This window comes from Aeromicrobium sp. CF4.19 (assembly GCF_051262555.1).
Taxonomy (GTDB): domain Bacteria; phylum Actinomycetota; class Actinomycetes; order Propionibacteriales; family Nocardioidaceae; genus Aeromicrobium.
Window position 1 is genome coordinate 196,273 of sequence record NZ_JBIMEU010000001.1, and the last position, 15,769, is coordinate 212,041.

Consider the following 15,769-nt stretch of genomic DNA (forward strand, 5'->3'; position numbering starts at 1 on the left):
CCGCCCCGCATCAGAAGCCGAGCTTGCGCAGCTGCTTGGGGTCGCGCTGCCAGTCCTTGGCCACCTTGACGTGCAGGTCCAGGTGGACCGGCGTGCCCAGGATCTTCTCGATCTGGCTGCGGGAGTCGATGCCGATCTGCTTCAGCCGCGCGCCCTTGCGACCGATGATGATGCCCTTCTGGCTGTCGCGCTCGACGTAGACGTTGACGCGGACGTCCAGCAGCGGACGGTCCGCCGGACGGCCCTCGCGCGGGACGACCTCGTCCACGACGACGGCCAGGGAGTGCGGCAGCTCGTCCCGCACGTCCTCCAGCGCGGCCTCGCGCACGACCTCCGCGACCAGGGTCTCGGTGGGCTCGTCGGTGAGATGACCCTCCGGGTACAGCGGCGGGCCCTCCGGCAGGGTGGCCAGCAGGAGGTCGGCCAGCAGGTCCACCTGCTCCCCCGCGACGGCCGAGACCGGCACGATCTCCCGCCACTCCAGCCCGGCCTCCTGCCCGGCGGCCTGGATGGACATGAGGTGCTTCGCGAGCCGCTCCGGTGACACGAGGTCGGTCTTGGTGGCCACGGCAAGCACCGGCTTGCGCCGCAGGGCCGCTATCTCACCGATGAGGTAGCGATCGCCCGGCCCGACCTTCTCATCGGCCGGGAGGCACATGACGACGGTGTCGACCTCGGCCCACGTCGTGCGGACGAGGTCGTTGAGCCGCGACCCGAGCGTCGTGCGGGGGCGGTGCAGGCCGGGGGTGTCGATGAGCACCAGCTGCCCGTCGTCGCGGTGCACCAGCCCGCGGATGGCGTGCCGGGTGGTCTGGGGCTTGGAGGAGGTGATGGCCACCTTCTCGCCCACGAGCGCGTTGGTGAGCGTCGACTTGCCCGCGTTGGGCCGCCCGACGAAGCAGGCGAAGCCGGAGCGGAAGGTCTCAGTCACGGTGAACAGTCTCCCCCGACCGCCTCGACGGGTCACCGCCGGTCACCAGAAGGAGCACTGCGGCGACGACGAAGGCGGCGCCGAGCGCCCCCACGGCACTCATGGTCTCGTGCAGGACGGTGACTCCGAGGATCGCCGCCACCACGGGCTCCAGCAGGCCGAGGGTGGCCGTCGTCGGTGCCCCGACGTGGGGGCTTCCGGCGTTGTAGAGCAGGTAGGCCAGCACCGTCGGCACGACCGTGACGAACAGCACGAGGACCCAGGCGCTCGGCACCCCCGCCCACCCGGCGGGACCCGCGAGCAGGGCCACCGGGACGAGGGCCAGGCCACCGGTCCCGAAGATCACGGTCAACCGCTCGGGCAGCGTCCCCGACCGGTCGTCCGGGCGTCCGATGGCGACGATGTAGGTGGAGAGGGCGACGGCAGCGACGAACGCAGCCGAGAGGCCGAGCGGGTCGGGCTCGCCCGAGGTGCCCACCAGCAGCACGAGGCCGATGACGGCGACGGCCGTGCTCCCCAGCCAGCGCCAGCCCCTCGCGCGCGTCAGGAGCCCGGTGATCAACGGTGACAGGCCGATCGCCACCAGCGTGCCGACAGCCACACCGACCCGCGAGAAGGCCGTGAAGAGGCCCACCTGGAACACCGCCTGCGCGAGGCCCGCGGCCAGCAGGGGTCGGGAGGCGAAGAGGTCCAGGCGCAGGCCCCGCGCGACCACGGCGAGCAGACCGGCCGCCAGCAGCAGGCGCAGGCACGCCAGGTGCAGGTTCGGCACGTCGGGACCGAGCCCCTTGGCGATGCCGACCGTGGCGAAGAGGGAGGCTCCGGCCGCCACGAGCAGGGCGGCCCGGCCGGATCTCACGTGGAACGGATCGCGAGGACGGTGCCGCTCGGGTCGGCCAGGACGACCGAGACGTCCGTGCCGCCGAGGTCACGCACGGCGCTCAGGTCAGGGTCGCCCTCGGCCAGGACGACGGCCCCGGCCTCCAGGCCGGCCGCGCCGGACGAGGCGGCCATCGCCACCGCGAGGTCGAGCGCGTCGAGCTGCAGGGACGGCAACGCCACCGACGCCGCCGCATACGTCCGTCCGTCGAGGTCACGCACGGCGGCACCGGCACCGGTCCCGCTGCGGGCACGCGAGGCCCTGGCCAGCGTCACGAGCTTGGCGTCCTCAGCTGTCAGCTCCACGTCCCGCTCCCTCTCGAACCTGCTCGATCTCCTCGGCCTCGCCCTCGATGTCCAGCCGCCAGACGCGGACCCTGCCGATGCGGTTGCGTCGGCCGGACGGCGCCTCGGCCCGCATCCGCAGCAGACCGTCCACCTCGACCTCGCTGCCGGGGATCGGCACCTTGCCCAGGTGCTTGGCCATCAGGCCACCGACGGAGTCGACGTCCTCGTCCTCCAGGTCCAGCTCCACGATCTCTGCGAGGTCGTCGATGTCGAAGCGGGCGCTGACGCGGATCGAGCCGTCGGAGAGCCGTTCGAGCTCCTCGGGCTCGGAGTCGTACTCATCGGTGATCTCGCCGACGATCTCCTCCAGGATGTCCTCGATCGTGACCATCCCCGACGTGCCCCCGAACTCATCGACGACCACCGCGACGTGGGTGCGTTGCGCCTGCATCTCCTTCAGGAGGTCGTCGGCGTGCTTGGTGTCGGGCACGAACAGCACCGGCCGCATGATCGACTCCACGCGCTCGGTGGACTCGGCCTGGTGGCTGTCGAAGACGCGCTTGGTGAGGTCCTTGAGGTAGGCCATGCCCACGACCTCGTCGAGGTTCTCGCCGATGACCGGCACACGTGAGTACCCGCTGCGCAGGCACAGCGAGGTGGCCTGACGCAGCGTCTTCCCGGCCTCGATGAACACGAGGTCGGGACGGGGCACCATGACCTCGCGGACGATCGTGTCACCCAGCTCGAAGACGGACTGGATCATCTTGGACTCGTCGCTCTCGATGACCGATGTCGCCGCCGCGAGGTCCACGAGCTCGCGGACCTCGACCTCGGAGGCGAACGGACCCTCACGGAACCCGCGGCCCGGCGTGAGCGCGTTGCCGATGAGGATCAGCAGCTTGGGCAACGGCCCGAGCAACGAGGTGAGCAGCGCGACCGGTCCGGCGGCGGCCAATGCGATGGCTTCCGAGTGCTGACGCCCGAGCGTGCGGGGGCCGACCCCGATCAGGACGTAGGAGACGACCACCATGATCGCGATGGCCACGGCCAGCTGGACCCACAGGCCGTCAACGTGCTCGGTGACGACGATCGCCACCAGCACGATGCTCGCCGTCTCGCACAGCACCCGCAGGAGCAGGACGGAGTTGAGCACCGGCGCCGGGTCGTCGATGATCGCGACGAGCCGCTCGGCCCCGCCGCGGTCGTGCTGGGCCAGCTCCTCGGCCCGCGCACGCGAGAAGGACGAGACGGCGGCGTCGATGCTGGCCAGCAACCCGGCGACGAACGCGAGCAGGGCCGAGGCAATGATCGCTCCGGTCACCGGCGGGTCCCCTCGGACTCGACGTCGACCCCGGCGGCGACGCGGTGCCACTCCAGCAGCAGCCTGCCCTGGATGCCGAACATCTCGGCGTGCTCCTCGGGGCTGGCGTGGTCGTAGCCCAGCAGGTGCAGGATGCCGTGCGTGGTGAGCAGCTCAATCTCGTCGTGGGTGCCGTGCCCGGCGGCCGGCGCCTGCTGCGCGGCGACCTGCGGGGAGAGGGCGATGTCGCCGAGGTACCCGTGCTCGTCGTCGGCCCACGGGCCGGTGGGGACGTCGTCGGGTCCGGTGTCGGCGCGCCCGGGCGACAGCTCGTCCATCGGGAAGGACAGCACGTCGGTGGGGCCCTTCTTGCCCATCCACTGCTCGTTCAGCACCGCGATGGTGTCGGGGTCGACGAGGCGCAGGGTCATCTCGGTGGAGGGGTGCAGCCGCATCCGCCGCATGACGAAGCGGCACAACCTCGTGAGACCGACCACGTCGACGTCGGTCCCGGACTCATCGAGGACGTCGACGTTCACGATCCGGTCCACCTGCCTCGGCCGTTGCACCCTGGCCGCCGGCCTCGTAGGTGTCGTACGCGGCCACGATCCGCCCGACGAGCTTGTGCCGGACCACGTCGTTGGATGTGAGCGTGGAGAAGTGGATGTCGCGGACGTCGTCGAGGATGTCCCGCACCACGCGCAGCCCGCTCGTGGCGCCGCCGGGCAGGTCGACCTGCGTGACGTCGCCGGTGACGACCATCTTGGAGCCGAACCCCAGACGGGTCAGGAACATCTTCATCTGCTCGGCCGTGGTGTTCTGTGCCTCGTCGAGGATGATGAACGCGTCGTTCAAGGTACGGCCGCGCATGTAGGCCAGCGGGGCGACCTCGATCGTGCCGCTGGTGAGCAGCTTGGGGATCGTCTCGGGGTCGAGCATGTCGTGCAGGGCGTCGTAGAGCGGCCGCAGGTAGGGGTCGATCTTCTCGCTCAAGGTGCCCGGGAGGTAGCCGAGCCGCTCCCCCGCCTCGACCGCGGGCCGGGTCAGGATGATGCGCGAGACCTCCTTGGCCTGCAGCGCCTGCACCGCCTTGGCCATCGCGAGGTAGGTCTTGCCGGTGCCTGCGGGGCCGATCCCGAAGATCACGGTGTGCTTGTCGATCGCGTCGACGTACTTCTTCTGGTTCAGGGTCTTGGGCCGGATCGTGCGCCCGCGGCTGGACAGGATGTTCAGGCTCAGGACCTCGGCGGGGCGTTCCTCGGTCTCGGTGCGCAGCATCGAGATGGAGCGCTCGACCGTCTCGCGGGACAGGCTCTGCCCGGTGCGCACGATGGCCACGAGCTCATCGAGGAGGCGCTCGACGAGGGCGGCCTCGGAGGGGGCACCGGTGACGGTGACGGCGTTCCCGCGAGCGTGGATGTCGGCCTCGAAGGAGTCCTCGACGAGGCGGAGGAACTCATCGCCCGGACCGAAGAGCGAGACGGCATCGATGCTGGTGGGCACCGTGAAGGTGTGCGGCGTGAAGTCTGCTGTCATGGGTGCTGCGAGTTTACGCGCCCGGGCCGACGGCTGTCGAAGCCGTGAGGCCACCGGTACCGGGGCTCAGCCGGGCGGCCAGCCGAGCGAACGACCGGCGAGGACGTGGGCATGGCAGTGGAAGACGCTCTGGTGGGCGGCCTCACCGGTGTTGAAGACCAGCCGGTAGCTGCCGCCGGCCTCGTCGGCGACCTGCTTGGCCAGCCGCAGGACCCCCGTCGCGGCCTCGGCGTCGGCCTCCACGAGGCTGCCGATGTCGGGCTCGTGACGACGAGGGATCACCAGCACGTGCGTGGGCGCCTGCGGCGTCAGGTCGCGGAAGGCGTAGGCGTGCTCGTTCTCGGCCACGGCGTCGGACGGGACGTCGCCCGCGATGATCTTGCAGAACAGGCAGTCGTCGCTCATGGGTCCTTCCTACCTCGTCCCCGCCGTTGCGCACCACCGGCTCTGCGAGATCACGTCGACCGGGTGGTCCCGGTGAGTCGGTCGACGTGACCTCGAAACGGCTGGGCCGTGGAAGACCTCACCGGAAGGCGCCCTTGATGCGGCCGAAGACGCTGCCGCGGTGGGCGTCGCTCATGCGTGCCTCGGGCTGCTCCTCGTCGCGCACCGCGGCGAGCTTCTTCAGCAGCTCACGCTGCTCGTCGTCCAGGCGGGTGGGCGTCTCCACGACGACCTCCACGACGAGGTCGCCGCGACCGACGCTCCGCAGCCGCGGAACACCTTGGGCGCGCACGGTGATCAGGTCACCCGCCTGTGTGCCCGGCGTGATGTCCAGGCCCACGACGCTCGCGTCCTCGTGGTCGGTCAGGTCGGCCTCGAGCGTCGGCAGCTCGACGTGCACGCCCAGCGCAGCCGCCGTCATGGGGACCGTCACCTGGCAGCGCAGCTCATCGCCCCTGCGCGTGAACACCTCGTGCGGACCGACGTTGATCTCGAGGTACAGGTCGCCCGCCGGCCCGCCACCGGGCCCGACCTCGCCCTCGCCGGGCATCTGGATGCGGGTCCCCTGGTCCACTCCCGGCGGGATGGTGACGCTGAGGGAGCGACGCGAGCGCACCCGGCCGTCGCCGCCGCACTCGTCGCACGGGTCGGCGATGACCGAGCCGAAGCCCTGGCAGGTCGGGCAGGGCCGGGAGGTGCGGATGTTGCCCAGCGGCGAGCGCTGCACGTGCTGGACGTCGCCGTGCCCGTGGCAGGTGCCGCAGGTGACCGGCTCGGCGCCCTCGGCGCCACCGCGACCGTCGCACGTGCCGCACGTGACGGCCGTGTCGACCTTGATCTCGTGCGTGGCGCCGAAGGCCGCCTCCGCGAGATCGATGGTCATCCGCAGCAGAGCGTCCTGGCCGCGCTGGACCCGCGAGCGCGGTCCACCACGCCCGCCGGCCCCCTGGCCGAAGAACGCATCCATGATGTCGTCGAAGCTGAAGCCCTGGCCGAAGCCGCCGCCACCCATGCCCCCGGAGGAGAGCGGGTCGCCGCCGCGGTCGTAGACGGCTCGCTTCTGGGGGTCGGAGAGCACCTCGTAGGCGTTCGTGACCTCCTTGAAGCGGTCGGCGGCGTCCGGCGCGTCGTTGACGTCCGGGTGCAGCCGTCGCGCCAGCTTGCGATAGGCCTTCTTGAGCTCGTCGTTGCCGGCCTCGCGGCTCACGTCGAGCAGGGCGTAGTAGTCCTGTGCCATGTGCTTGGGGTCCTCTCAGCCGTCCGCCAGCATGCGCCCGACATAGCGGGCGACCGCGCCGACGGCGGCGATGGTTCCGGGATAGTCCATACGGGTGGGTCCGACCGTCCCGAGCGTCGCGAGCACCTGGTCGTGGGAGCCGTAGGCCGACGAGACCACGGCGGTGCCGCTGAACTGGTCGTTGCCGGTCTCGGTGCCGATGCGCACGGTGGGGTCGGAGGTGGCCTCGCCGAGCAGCTTGAGCAGCACCACCTGCTCCTCCAACGCCTCCAGCACCGGCCGGATCGTGACGTCGAAGTCGCTGCCGAACCGGGCCAGGTTGGCGGTGCCGCCCACGGCGACGCGCTCGTCGGAGCGCTCGCCGGTCAGCACGTGCGTGAGCGTCGTGACGACCGACGTGATGATCGGACGGTCCCGCGGTGCGAAGGTCTCGATGATCTCCGCCAGCCGCAGCGACGCCTCGGGGAGCCGCTGGCCCACCGTGGCCCCGACGAGCCGGCCACGCAGGTCCACCAGCAGGTCGGCGCCGAGCGTCTGCTCGAGCTCGATGATGCGCTGCTCGACCCGCCCGCTGGAGGTGATGAGCACCAGCAGCACGCGGGAGTTCTCCAGCGCCACGATCTCCACGTGCCGCACCGTGGAGCGCGTGAGCGACGGGTACTGCACGATGGCGACCTGGTTGGTGAGCTGCGCGAGCACCTTGACGCTGCGCTGCACGACGTCGTCGACGTCGACGGCGCCGGTCAGGAAGGTCTCGATGGCGCGACGCTCGGCGGTCGAGAGCGCCTTGACCGAGGAGAGCTTGTCCACGAAGAGCCGGTAGCCCTTGTCGGTGGGGACGCGCCCGGCGCTGGTGTGCGGCTGGGCGATGTAGCCGTCGTCCTCCAGGGCCGCCATGTCGTTGCGGATCGTGGCCGGCGAGACGCCGAGCTGGTGCCGCTCGACGAGGGACCTCGAACCGACGGGCTCCTGGGTGGCGACGTAGTCCTCCACGATGGCGCGCAGGACCGACAGGCGTCGTTCGTCTGCGCTCATGCGAGCACGTCCTCAGAAGAACCACCGTAGGAGCGTGCTCGCATGAGAGATCTCTTGTTCGCTCGCTGCCGCTCGCTCATGCGAGCACGTCCTCAGAAGAACCACCGTAGGAGCGTGCTCGCATGAGAGATCTCTTGTTCGCTCGCTGCCGCTCGCTCATGCGATCTCCTCTCCGCGCGTCAACTGGCACTCGGGTGGGCCAACTGCCAGTCTAACGACGTGTCCGAGATCCATGTCGCCGACGACCACGTGAGCGTCGCAGGGAGCCTGCGCACGCTCGTGCACCGGCCCCGCGAGGTGACGCTCGACGACGGCACCCGGCTCCTGCACGAGTCCCGGGGAGGCACCCTCAGCGCAGTCTGGGCCGGGGACCTGGGAGACGTGTTCGTCGAGGTGCTGCACCCGGGCCACGGCCCCGAGGGGGGCGAGCTGGTGCTCGTCGTGCAGGAGCAGGACGTCGTCTCGCTCGGCGACCTCGTCGCCTCCGAGACGCCCGTCGCCGTCGGCCCTGAGTGGCCGGTGGCGGTCGACCTCGTCCTCGGCCTGATGAGTGAGCGGACCCGGGTCATCACCTCCTCGGGCGAGGTCACCCGCGCCGACGTGGAGGACTTCCATCAGCGCCTCCTCGGGGTGCTGCATGGCTGACCGCTACGGGTCGGACGTCCTGGCCTCGGGCTGGCGCGAGCCGCCGCGCGGTCGCGCGAGCGAGCAGGTGGCCGAGAAGGGGCTCGTCGTGGAGGACGCCACGAGCGGCTTCTGCGGCGAGATCATGCGGGTCGAGCGCGACCTGGGCACCCTCGTCCTGGAGGACCGACGCGAACGGCGCAGGACGTTCGAGCTGGGTCCCGGCTTCCTGCTGGAGGGTCGACCCGTCGTGCTCGTGGCTCCCGCGCCGACGGCCCCGACCGCCCCGACCCGCTCTGCCTCCGGATCCCGCCTGGTCGCCGACCACCGCGCCACGGTGGCGCTCCCGAGCCGGATCCTCGTCGAGGGCAAGCACGACGCGGAGCTGGTCGAGAGGGTGTGGGGGCACGACCTGCGCGTCGAGGGCGTCGCGGTGGAGATGCTGCACGGTGTCGACGACCTCGTGGGCGTCGTGGACGACTTCGCGCCCGGCCCGGACCGACGCCTCGGCATCCTGGTGGACCACCTGGTCACCGGCTCCAAGGAGTCGCGCATCGCTGCCCAGCTGTCAGGGCGACCGCACGTGCTGGTCGTCGGCCATCCCTACGTCGACGTCTGGCAGGCGGTCAAGCCCGAACGGCTCGGTGTCGAGGCCTGGCCGACCGTCCCGCGCTCGATCGAGTGGAAGCGCGGCGTCTGTGCCGCGTTCGGATGGCCGCACGAGAGCCAGGCGGACGTCGCCCGTGCCTGGCAGCACATCCTCTCGCGGGTCGACTCCTGGACCGACCTGGAGCCGGAGTTCCTCGGCCGCGTCGAGGAGCTCATCGACTTCGTGACGGCTCCCTGACCCACCCACTCTCGCGAGTCACTCCCACGCCCTCGCGAGTCACTCCGGCTCCGGCGGAGTGACTCGCGGTCGGCTCGGAGTGACTCGCGACGTCAGGGCGTGAGCAGGCGGACGACGGCGTCGGCGAGCAGGCGGCCGTCCCGGGTCAGCACGAGGCGCCCGTCGCCGACGTCGAGGAGGCCGCGCTCGCGCAGAGCGGGAACCTCGGCGCGGCCGGCAGCGTCCAACGCGTCGAGCGGGAGGCCCTCGCGCAGGCGGACCCGCAGCATGACGTCCTCGAGCCGCGCCGACGCCTCATCGATGACCTCGCCGTCATGACGGGGAGACTCCCCCGCCGCGAGACGCTGCGCGTACGCCGCCGGGTGCTTGACGTTCCACCAGCGCTGCCCGGCCACGTGGGAGTGGGCGCCGGGACCGATGCCCCACCAGTCGTCGCTGCGCCAGTAGAGGGCGTTGTGCCGACACCGCGCGGCATCGTCACGGGCCCAGTTGGACAGCTCGTACCAGCCCATCCCGGCGTCGGTGAGGAACTCGTCTGCCAGGAGGTACTTGTCGGCCGTCTCGTCGTCGTCGGGCATGGTCACCTCGCCCCGCCGGACCGCTCGGGCGAAGGCGGTGCCGTCCTCCACGATGAGGGCGTACGCGCTGACGTGGTCCGGCTCGAGCGCCACGGCCTGATCCAGGCTGGCGCGCCAGTCGCCCATCGACTCCCCTGGCGTGCCGTAGATGAGGTCGACGCTCACCTGCTCGAACCCCGCCTCCCGAGCCCACCGCACGGCCTCGGGGACGCGAGCCGGGTCGTGCGTGCGGTCCAGCGTCGCCAGGACGTGGGGCACCGCCGACTGGACCCCGAAGGAGATCCGGTTGAAGCCACCGGCGCGCATCGTGGCGAGCGCCTGGGGCGTGACGCTGTCAGGGTTGGCCTCGCTCGTGACCTCCGCCCCCGGCGCCAGGCCGAGCTCGTCATCGATCGAGCGCAGGACACGCACGAGGTCGTCGGCCGGCAGCTGGGTCGGCGTCCCGCCGCCGAAGAACACCGTCTCCACGGGCCGGCGCCCCACGGACCGACCGGCGCGGCGCACCTCCGCGATCGCCGTGTCGGCGAACGAGTCCCGCGTCGCGCCCTCGCCCAGCTCGTCGGCCGTGTAGGTGTTGAAGTCGCAGTAGCCGCACCGCACCGAGCAGAACGGAATGTGGACGTAGACGCCGAAGGGCCGGACGTCACTGACGTCCGGCCCTTCGCGCGTGCTCACTCAGTCAGCGTAGAAGGAGTCCAGGAGCTCCTTGTTGTTGGCCTCGACGACCGCGCGCTTGACCTTCATGCTCGGCGTGATCTCACCGGACTCGATGGACAGGTCGTGGTCGAGCACGGCCCACCGCTTGATCTGCTCCCAGCGGTTGAGGCGCTGGTTCAGCTCCTCGACCTGCCCGCCGATGATCTCCTGGATCTGCGGCGAGGAGACGACCTCGGAGTAGGACTTCCCGGACATCCCGTTGCTCTCGGCCCACTCGGCGACGGCGTCCGGGTCGAGCGTGATGAGCGCGGAGCAGAAGTTCCGCTCGTTGCCGTGCACCAGGATCTGGCTCGTGAGGGAGCTGATGCCCTTGAAGACGCCCTCGATGTGCGGCGGGGCGACGTACTTGCCACCGGAGGTCTTGAAGAGCTCCTTCTTGCGGCCGGTGATGAACAGGAAGCCGTCCTCGTCCAGGTGCCCCTCGTCGCCGGTGTGCAGCCAGCCGTCGTTGGTGACCGTCGTGGCGCTCTCGGACTCCAGGTTGTGGTAGCCGCCCATGACGCCGGGACCCTTGATCAGGATCTCCTTGTCCTCGGCGATGCGTGCCTCGGTGCCGGGCATCGCGAGACCGACGGAGCCGAGCTTGAAGGCGTCGGGGTGGTTGACGAAGGATCCGGCCGAGCTCTCCGTCAGGCCGTACCCCTCCAGGATCAGGACCCCCGCGCCGTGGAACCACTCGGCGATGTCGGAGGACAGGGCCGCGGCACCGGAGATGAAGAACCGGACCCGGCCGCCGAAGCGGTCACGGACCTTGGAGAAGACGAGCTTGTCGGCCACGCCGTGCTTGATCTTCAGACCCGTCGGGATGGACTTGCCGGCGCGCTCCAGGCGGGAGTGCTCGCGACCCACGCCCTCGGCCCAGCGGAAGAGCTTGAGCTTGGCGCCGCCCTCCTCCTCCATCATGCCGACGATGCGGCCGTAGGCCTTCTCGAAGATGCGGGGCGCGGCGCCCATGAAGGTGGGCTTGACGATGGCGAGGTTCTCCACGATCTTCGGCACGCGGCCGTCGATCGCGGCGGGGAAGCCCACCTGCAGCTGGGTGGTGAGCAGGACCTTGCCGAAGGAGTGCGCCATCGGCAGCCAGCGGAACTCCAGGTCCTCGATGCTCAGGAAGCCGCCGGCGGCGATGGCCGCACCCTCGTACGTCCAGCCGTCGTGGCTCAGGCGCACGCCCTTGGGACGGCCCGTGGTGCCGGAGGTGTAGATGAGCGTGGCGAGGTGGCCCGGCTCGATGGCCGCGACTCGCTCCTTGACGGCATCGGGGTGCGCGGCGAGGTGCTCCGAGCCCAGCGTCTCCAGGGCCTCGAGGGAGATGATCCACTCGCCGTCGTCGAGCGTGCTGTCGAACGTGACGACCTTGACCACGTCGGGCAGCTCGGACTTCTTCTCCAGCAGCTTCTTGACCTGCTCGTCGTCCTCGGCGAACACGATGCGGCTCGTGGAGTCGGAGAGGATGTAGGCCTCGTCGTCGACCGTGGTGGTCGGGTACACGGTGGTGGTCGCGGCGCCGGCGGCGTTGATCGCCAGGTCGGAGAAGATCCACTCGTACCGGGTGCCGGAGACGATCGCGACACGCTCCTCCGAGCCGATGCCGAGGGCGATCAGGCCGGCGGCGAGCTTGGTGACCTCCTCACCGGTCTCCGACCAGGTGAGCGAGTGCCAGCTCTCGTTGGCGTCCGGGAAGCGGTAGGCCTCGCGGTTGGGGGACTCCGCGACGCGGTCGAAGAACATCTGGGCGACGTTGCGCGCCCGGTTCTCGACGATCTTGAGCTGTTCGGGTGTGGCGTTGGTCGGCATGGACTTCCTTGACATGTCGGCGCAGAGGGGGATGTGGTGCGGCTCACCTTAACCTACTGCCCGGTCACTTGGCAGGGCATCGCCGAGCCTCGCCGTGGAGTCACAACAGCCCGTTGCGAACTGCACTCAACGGTCCGCGAAGGCCCTCACTCGCCGCTGGATCCTGGCGGACGCACGGGGCTCCTCGGCCAGTGCGGGGAGGAGCTCGCGCTGCGTGGTGAGGGCGCGGAAGGCGAACCCGACGGTGACGTCGTGGCTTCGTTGCTCGACGACGTCGATCGCGTCGCCGACGGCGACCTCCCCCTCCTCGACCACCCGCAGGTAGGCGCCCGGTACGCCGCGCTCGGTGAAGCGCCTGACCCACCGGCGTTCGTCGAGGAAGCCCTGGAAGACCGAGCACGGGATGCGTACCGCGCACACCTCCAGCAGCGCCGATCCCACCTGCCACCGCTCGCCGAGCCGGGCCCCGGTGACGTCGATGCCGCGGGTGGTGAGGTTCTCGCCGAACTGTCCCGGCCTGAGCTCACGACCCAGCTCGACCGCCCAGTCCTGCAGGTCCTCCGCGGCGTAGGCGTAGACGGCCTGGTCGTGGCCACCGTGGTGCTGGAGGTCGGCGATCGCGTCGCCGAACAGTCCCAGGGTGTCCACCCGCACCGCACCGGTCACCGGACGCTTGTCGATGCCGGAACGCTTCAGCGAGCCCCACGGCACCTCGACGACCGGACCGACGTTGACCGACTCCACATGACTCACCCGTGCACGCTATCGAGTGGCGCAGATCAGACGTCGAGTGGCGCAGATCTGCGCGACACGCCGTCTCGAAATCGCGGATCTGCGCCACTCGGCGAGGACCCGGCGGTCGGTCAGGTCCTCGTGGAGGTCTCGCCGGTGGAGAGGGCGGCGATGAAGGCCTCCTGGGGGACCTCGACGCGGCCGACCACCTTCATGCGCTTCTTGCCCTCCTTCTGCTTCTCCAGCAGCTTGCGCTTGCGGCTGATGTCGCCGCCGTAGCACTTGGCGAGCACGTCCTTGCGGATCGCGCGGATGTTCTCGCGCGCGATGATGCGGGCGCCGATCGCCGCCTGGATGGGGACCTCGAACTGCTGGCGCGGAATGAGCTCCTTGAGCTTGCCCGCCAGGGCGACACCGTAGGCGTAGGAGGAGTCGCGGTGCACGATGGCGCTGAAGGCGTCGACGATCTCGCCCTGGAGCATGACGTCGACCTTGACGAGGTCGGCGTCCTGCTCCCCGGACAGCTCGTAGTTGAGCGATGCGTAGCCCTTGGTGCGGCTCTTCAGGGCGTCGAAGAAGTCGAACATGATCTCGCCCATGGGAAGCGTGTAGCGGATCTCCACGCGGTCCTCGGAGAGGTAGTCCATGCCCACGAGCTGACCACGCCGCGACTGGCAGAGCTCCATGATCGCGCCGATGTGCTCGCTGGGTGCCAGGACGGTGGCCGAGACGACCGGCTCGAAGACCTTGGCGATCTTGCCGCCCGTCGGGTACTCGCTGGGGTTGGTGACGACGCGCTCGCTGCCGTCCTCCATCTCCACGCGGTAGACGACGTTGGGCGCCGTGGAGATGAGGTCGAGGTTCCACTCGCGCTCGAGCCGCTCGCGCACGATCTCCAGGTGCAGCAGCCCGAGGAAGCCGATGCGGAACCCGAAGCCCAGCGCGCCGGAGGACTCCGGCTCGTAGACGAGGGCCGCGTCGTTGAGCTGGAGCTTCTCCAGGGCGTCGCGCAGGGTCGAGAAGTCGTCGCCGTCGATGGGGTACAGGCCCGAGAACACCATCGGGTTGGGATTCCGGTAGCCGCCGAGCGCCTCCTCGGCGCCGTGGCTGTTGGAGGTCACGGTGTCGCCGACGCGGCTCTGCCGGACCTCCTTGACGCCGGTGATGAGGTACCCGACCTCGCCGACGCCGATCTCCTTGGCCTTGACCGGTTCGGGCGAGATGACGCCGACCTCGAGCATCTCGTGCACCGCACCGGTGGACATCATCTTGATCTTGTCGCGGTGGCTGAGCTTGCCGTCGAAGACGCGGACGTAGGTGACGACACCGCGGTACGTGTCGTAGACGGAGTCGAAGATGAGCGCGCGCGGTGGCCCGTCGGCATCCCCGGTCGGCGGGGGGACCTCGTCGACGATGAGGTCGAGCAGCTCACCGACGCCCTGGCCCGTCTTGGCCGAGACCCGCAGGACGTCGTCCGGATCGCCGCCGAGGATGCCGGCGATCTCCTCGGCGTACTTCTCCGGCTGCGCTCCCGGCAGGTCGATCTTGTTGAGCACCGGGATGATGTGCAGGTCCGCCTCCATCGCCAGGTACAGGTTGGCGAGGGTCTGCGCCTCGATGCCCTGCGCCGCGTCGACGAGCAGGATCGCGCCCTCGCAGGCCTCGAGCGAGCGGCTCACCTCGTAGGTGAAGTCCACGTGGCCGGGAGTGTCGATCATGTTGAGGACGTACTGGGTGCCCGCGTCGTCACCGTTGCTCTTGGTGAACGGCATCCGCACAGCCTGGCTCTTGATGGTGATGCCGCGCTCACGCTCGATGTCCATCCGGTCCAGGTACTGCGCCCGCGCAGCGCGCTCGTCGACGACGCCCGTCAGCTGGAGCATGCGGTCGGCGAGGGTCGACTTGCCGTGGTCGATGTGCGCGATGATGCAGAAGTTGCGCAAGATCGCCGGATCGGTGCCGCCGGGCTGCGGAGCGGGTGAGGTCATGATGGCCCCATCATCCCATCCGGCAGGCGTCGGTCCTACCAGACGTAGGCGAGAACGACGTTCGCCACCACGAGCACCGCCACCACGTGGGCCAGCGGGTTGGGCGCCGGGCGACGACGCGTCGCGTGGGCCAGGCCGATGGCTGCGAGCGCCACGACCAGCTTGACCGCGACCTTGGCGTTGTTCGGGTCGTCGACCGCGTCGCTCGCCGAGGCGATCCCGGTGAGCGCGAGGCCGAGCACGAAGGCCACGGTCAGGCCGTGCGCCATCCACAGGTTGACGCGCGGTCCCTTGACGTCCTTGAGGTAGCCGGCGAGCACGACGATCCAGCTGAGGACGTGGAGGACGACGAGAAGGTTGTACAGCGTCTGCATGGCCGGCAGGCTACTACGCGCCGTCGTAGATCATGGTCGGCAGGACGCCCCGGCGCAGCGAGCCCCGCTCGGATTTGGGGCACCCGGCACGCCGCTGGTAGTGTGGGACGTCGCGTGCCCAGTGGCACGCCCACCTCACTTGCACCACCACCCCAGCAGCACGAGAGAACAGGTCAGCCACGTGGCGAACATCAAGTCGCAGGTCAAGCGCAACCGTCAGAACGAGGTCGCGCGCGAGCGCAACAAGGCGGTCCGATCCACGCTGCGCACTGCCGTCCGTCGTTTCAACGAGGCCGCCTCCGCCGGCTCCGACGAGGCCAAGACCCTCGCTGCCGAGGCCACCCGCAAGCTGGACAAGGCCGCCTCCAAGGGCGTCATCCACAAGAACCAGGCCGCCAACCGCAAGTCGGCCATCGCCAGGAAGGCCTCCTCGCTCTGAGGTAGCCCCACACACGACACGCC

The 15,769-nt window shown here is 70.1% G+C and carries 17 protein-coding genes; 3 read left to right on the forward strand and 14 right to left on the reverse strand.

The features are described from left to right. Nucleotides 1–10: 10 nt before the first annotated feature. The 9 genes from era to hrcA form a co-directional block, all read right to left on the reverse strand. Nucleotides 11–931, reverse strand: a complete 921-nt coding sequence (gene era, locus ACHAAC_RS01030) for a GTPase Era (RefSeq protein WP_435713997.1) — start codon at nucleotides 929–931, stop codon at nucleotides 11–13. Then, complete coding sequence (locus tag ACHAAC_RS01035; RefSeq protein ID WP_435713998.1) at nucleotides 924–1,790, reverse strand: EamA family transporter; 867 nt, start codon at nucleotides 1,788–1,790, stop codon at nucleotides 924–926. The genes era and ACHAAC_RS01035 overlap by 8 nt, the downstream gene beginning before the upstream one ends. Beyond that, a complete protein-coding gene (locus tag ACHAAC_RS01040; RefSeq protein WP_435713999.1) occupies nucleotides 1,787–2,116 on the reverse strand; it encodes a cytidine deaminase in 330 nt (109 codons plus the stop codon). The genes ACHAAC_RS01035 and ACHAAC_RS01040 overlap by 4 nt, the downstream gene beginning before the upstream one ends. Further along, on the reverse strand, nucleotides 2,100–3,419 hold the full coding sequence (locus ACHAAC_RS01045) for a hemolysin family protein (RefSeq protein ID WP_435714000.1): 1,320 nt from the start codon (nucleotides 3,417–3,419) through the stop codon (nucleotides 2,100–2,102). The genes ACHAAC_RS01040 and ACHAAC_RS01045 overlap by 17 nt, the downstream gene beginning before the upstream one ends. After that, the gene (gene ybeY, locus ACHAAC_RS01050; RefSeq protein ID WP_435714001.1) at nucleotides 3,416–3,937 is read right to left on the reverse strand and encodes an rRNA maturation RNase YbeY; all 522 of its coding nucleotides are present in this window, start codon (nucleotides 3,935–3,937) and stop codon (nucleotides 3,416–3,418) included. Before ybeY ends, ACHAAC_RS01045 begins: the two co-directional genes overlap by 4 nt. Continuing rightward, nucleotides 3,915–4,934 carry a PhoH family protein gene (locus ACHAAC_RS01055; protein WP_435714002.1) on the reverse strand — a complete coding sequence of 340 codons (1,020 nt, stop codon included), beginning with the start codon at nucleotides 4,932–4,934 and terminating at the stop codon, nucleotides 3,915–3,917. Before ACHAAC_RS01055 ends, ybeY begins: the two co-directional genes overlap by 23 nt. Before the next feature lie 66 nt (nucleotides 4,935–5,000). After that, nucleotides 5,001–5,339: an HIT domain-containing protein gene (locus tag ACHAAC_RS01060; protein ID WP_435714003.1), complete on the reverse strand. Its 339-nt coding sequence runs from the start codon at nucleotides 5,337–5,339 to the stop codon at nucleotides 5,001–5,003. Nucleotides 5,340–5,457: 118 nt separating this feature from the next. Beyond that, nucleotides 5,458–6,615 carry a molecular chaperone DnaJ gene (dnaJ, locus tag ACHAAC_RS01065; protein WP_435714004.1) on the reverse strand — a complete coding sequence of 386 codons (1,158 nt, stop codon included), beginning with the start codon at nucleotides 6,613–6,615 and terminating at the stop codon, nucleotides 5,458–5,460. A 15-nt stretch (nucleotides 6,616–6,630) separates the two neighbouring features. Next, the gene (gene hrcA / locus ACHAAC_RS01070) at nucleotides 6,631–7,650 is read right to left on the reverse strand and encodes a heat-inducible transcriptional repressor HrcA (RefSeq protein WP_435714005.1); all 1,020 of its coding nucleotides are present in this window, start codon (nucleotides 7,648–7,650) and stop codon (nucleotides 6,631–6,633) included. 219 nt (nucleotides 7,651–7,869) lie between these two features. Here hrcA and ACHAAC_RS01075 point away from each other — a divergent pair, with 219 nt between their 5' ends. Both ACHAAC_RS01075 and ACHAAC_RS01080 read left to right on the forward strand, forming a co-directional pair. Next, nucleotides 7,870–8,295: a hypothetical protein gene (locus ACHAAC_RS01075; protein WP_435714006.1), complete on the forward strand. Its 426-nt coding sequence runs from the start codon at nucleotides 7,870–7,872 to the stop codon at nucleotides 8,293–8,295. Continuing rightward, complete coding sequence (locus ACHAAC_RS01080) at nucleotides 8,288–9,121, forward strand: DUF3097 domain-containing protein (RefSeq protein WP_435714007.1); 834 nt, start codon at nucleotides 8,288–8,290, stop codon at nucleotides 9,119–9,121. The genes ACHAAC_RS01075 and ACHAAC_RS01080 overlap by 8 nt, the downstream gene beginning before the upstream one ends. Nucleotides 9,122–9,213: 92 nt before the next feature. Here the strand turns inward: ACHAAC_RS01080 and hemW are convergent, their stop codons facing one another. From hemW to ACHAAC_RS01105, 5 genes are all read right to left on the reverse strand, one after another. Beyond that, nucleotides 9,214–10,374, reverse strand: a complete 1,161-nt coding sequence (hemW, locus tag ACHAAC_RS01085) for a radical SAM family heme chaperone HemW (RefSeq protein WP_435714008.1) — start codon at nucleotides 10,372–10,374, stop codon at nucleotides 9,214–9,216. After that, nucleotides 10,375–12,213: an AMP-dependent synthetase/ligase gene (locus ACHAAC_RS01090; protein WP_435714009.1), complete on the reverse strand. Its 1,839-nt coding sequence runs from the start codon at nucleotides 12,211–12,213 to the stop codon at nucleotides 10,375–10,377. It lies immediately after the preceding gene. Nucleotides 12,214–12,339: 126 nt separating this feature from the next. Further along, nucleotides 12,340–12,966 carry an MOSC domain-containing protein gene (locus ACHAAC_RS01095; protein WP_435714010.1) on the reverse strand — a complete coding sequence of 209 codons (627 nt, stop codon included), beginning with the start codon at nucleotides 12,964–12,966 and terminating at the stop codon, nucleotides 12,340–12,342. Nucleotides 12,967–13,076: 110 nt separating this feature from the next. After that, nucleotides 13,077–14,933: a translation elongation factor 4 gene (lepA, locus tag ACHAAC_RS01100; RefSeq protein WP_435714011.1), complete on the reverse strand. Its 1,857-nt coding sequence runs from the start codon at nucleotides 14,931–14,933 to the stop codon at nucleotides 13,077–13,079. A gap of 35 nt (nucleotides 14,934–14,968) precedes the next feature. After that, nucleotides 14,969–15,307 (reverse strand): hypothetical protein, encoded by a 339-nt coding sequence (locus ACHAAC_RS01105; protein WP_435714012.1) that lies wholly within the window; start codon nucleotides 15,305–15,307, stop codon nucleotides 14,969–14,971. Between the two features lie 181 nt (nucleotides 15,308–15,488). Here ACHAAC_RS01105 and rpsT point away from each other — a divergent pair, with 181 nt between their 5' ends. Then, on the forward strand, nucleotides 15,489–15,746 hold the full coding sequence (gene rpsT / locus ACHAAC_RS01110) for a 30S ribosomal protein S20 (protein WP_435714013.1): 258 nt from the start codon (nucleotides 15,489–15,491) through the stop codon (nucleotides 15,744–15,746). Nucleotides 15,747–15,769: the final 23 nt, after the last annotated feature.

What these genes read in the sequence shown, in the direction of transcription:
- ACHAAC_RS01055 (WP_435714002.1), bottom strand. Translation starts at nt 4,934, where the DNA reads ATGACAGCAGACTTCACGCCGCACACCTTCACGGTGCCCACCAGCATC.
- ACHAAC_RS01080 (WP_435714007.1), top strand. Translation starts at nt 8,288, where the DNA reads ATGGCTGACCGCTACGGGTCGGACGTCCTGGCCTCGGGCTGGCGCGAG.
- ACHAAC_RS01060 (WP_435714003.1), bottom strand. Translation starts at nt 5,339, where the DNA reads ATGAGCGACGACTGCCTGTTCTGCAAGATCATCGCGGGCGACGTCCCG.
- hrcA (WP_435714005.1), bottom strand. Translation starts at nt 7,650, where the DNA reads ATGAGCGCAGACGAACGACGCCTGTCGGTCCTGCGCGCCATCGTGGAG.
- ACHAAC_RS01105 (WP_435714012.1), bottom strand. Translation starts at nt 15,307, where the DNA reads ATGCAGACGCTGTACAACCTTCTCGTCGTCCTCCACGTCCTCAGCTGG.
- dnaJ (WP_435714004.1), bottom strand. Translation starts at nt 6,615, where the DNA reads ATGGCACAGGACTACTACGCCCTGCTCGACGTGAGCCGCGAGGCCGGC.
- ACHAAC_RS01090 (WP_435714009.1), bottom strand. Translation starts at nt 12,213, where the DNA reads ATGCCGACCAACGCCACACCCGAACAGCTCAAGATCGTCGAGAACCGG.
- lepA (WP_435714011.1), bottom strand. Translation starts at nt 14,933, where the DNA reads ATGACCTCACCCGCTCCGCAGCCCGGCGGCACCGATCCGGCGATCTTG.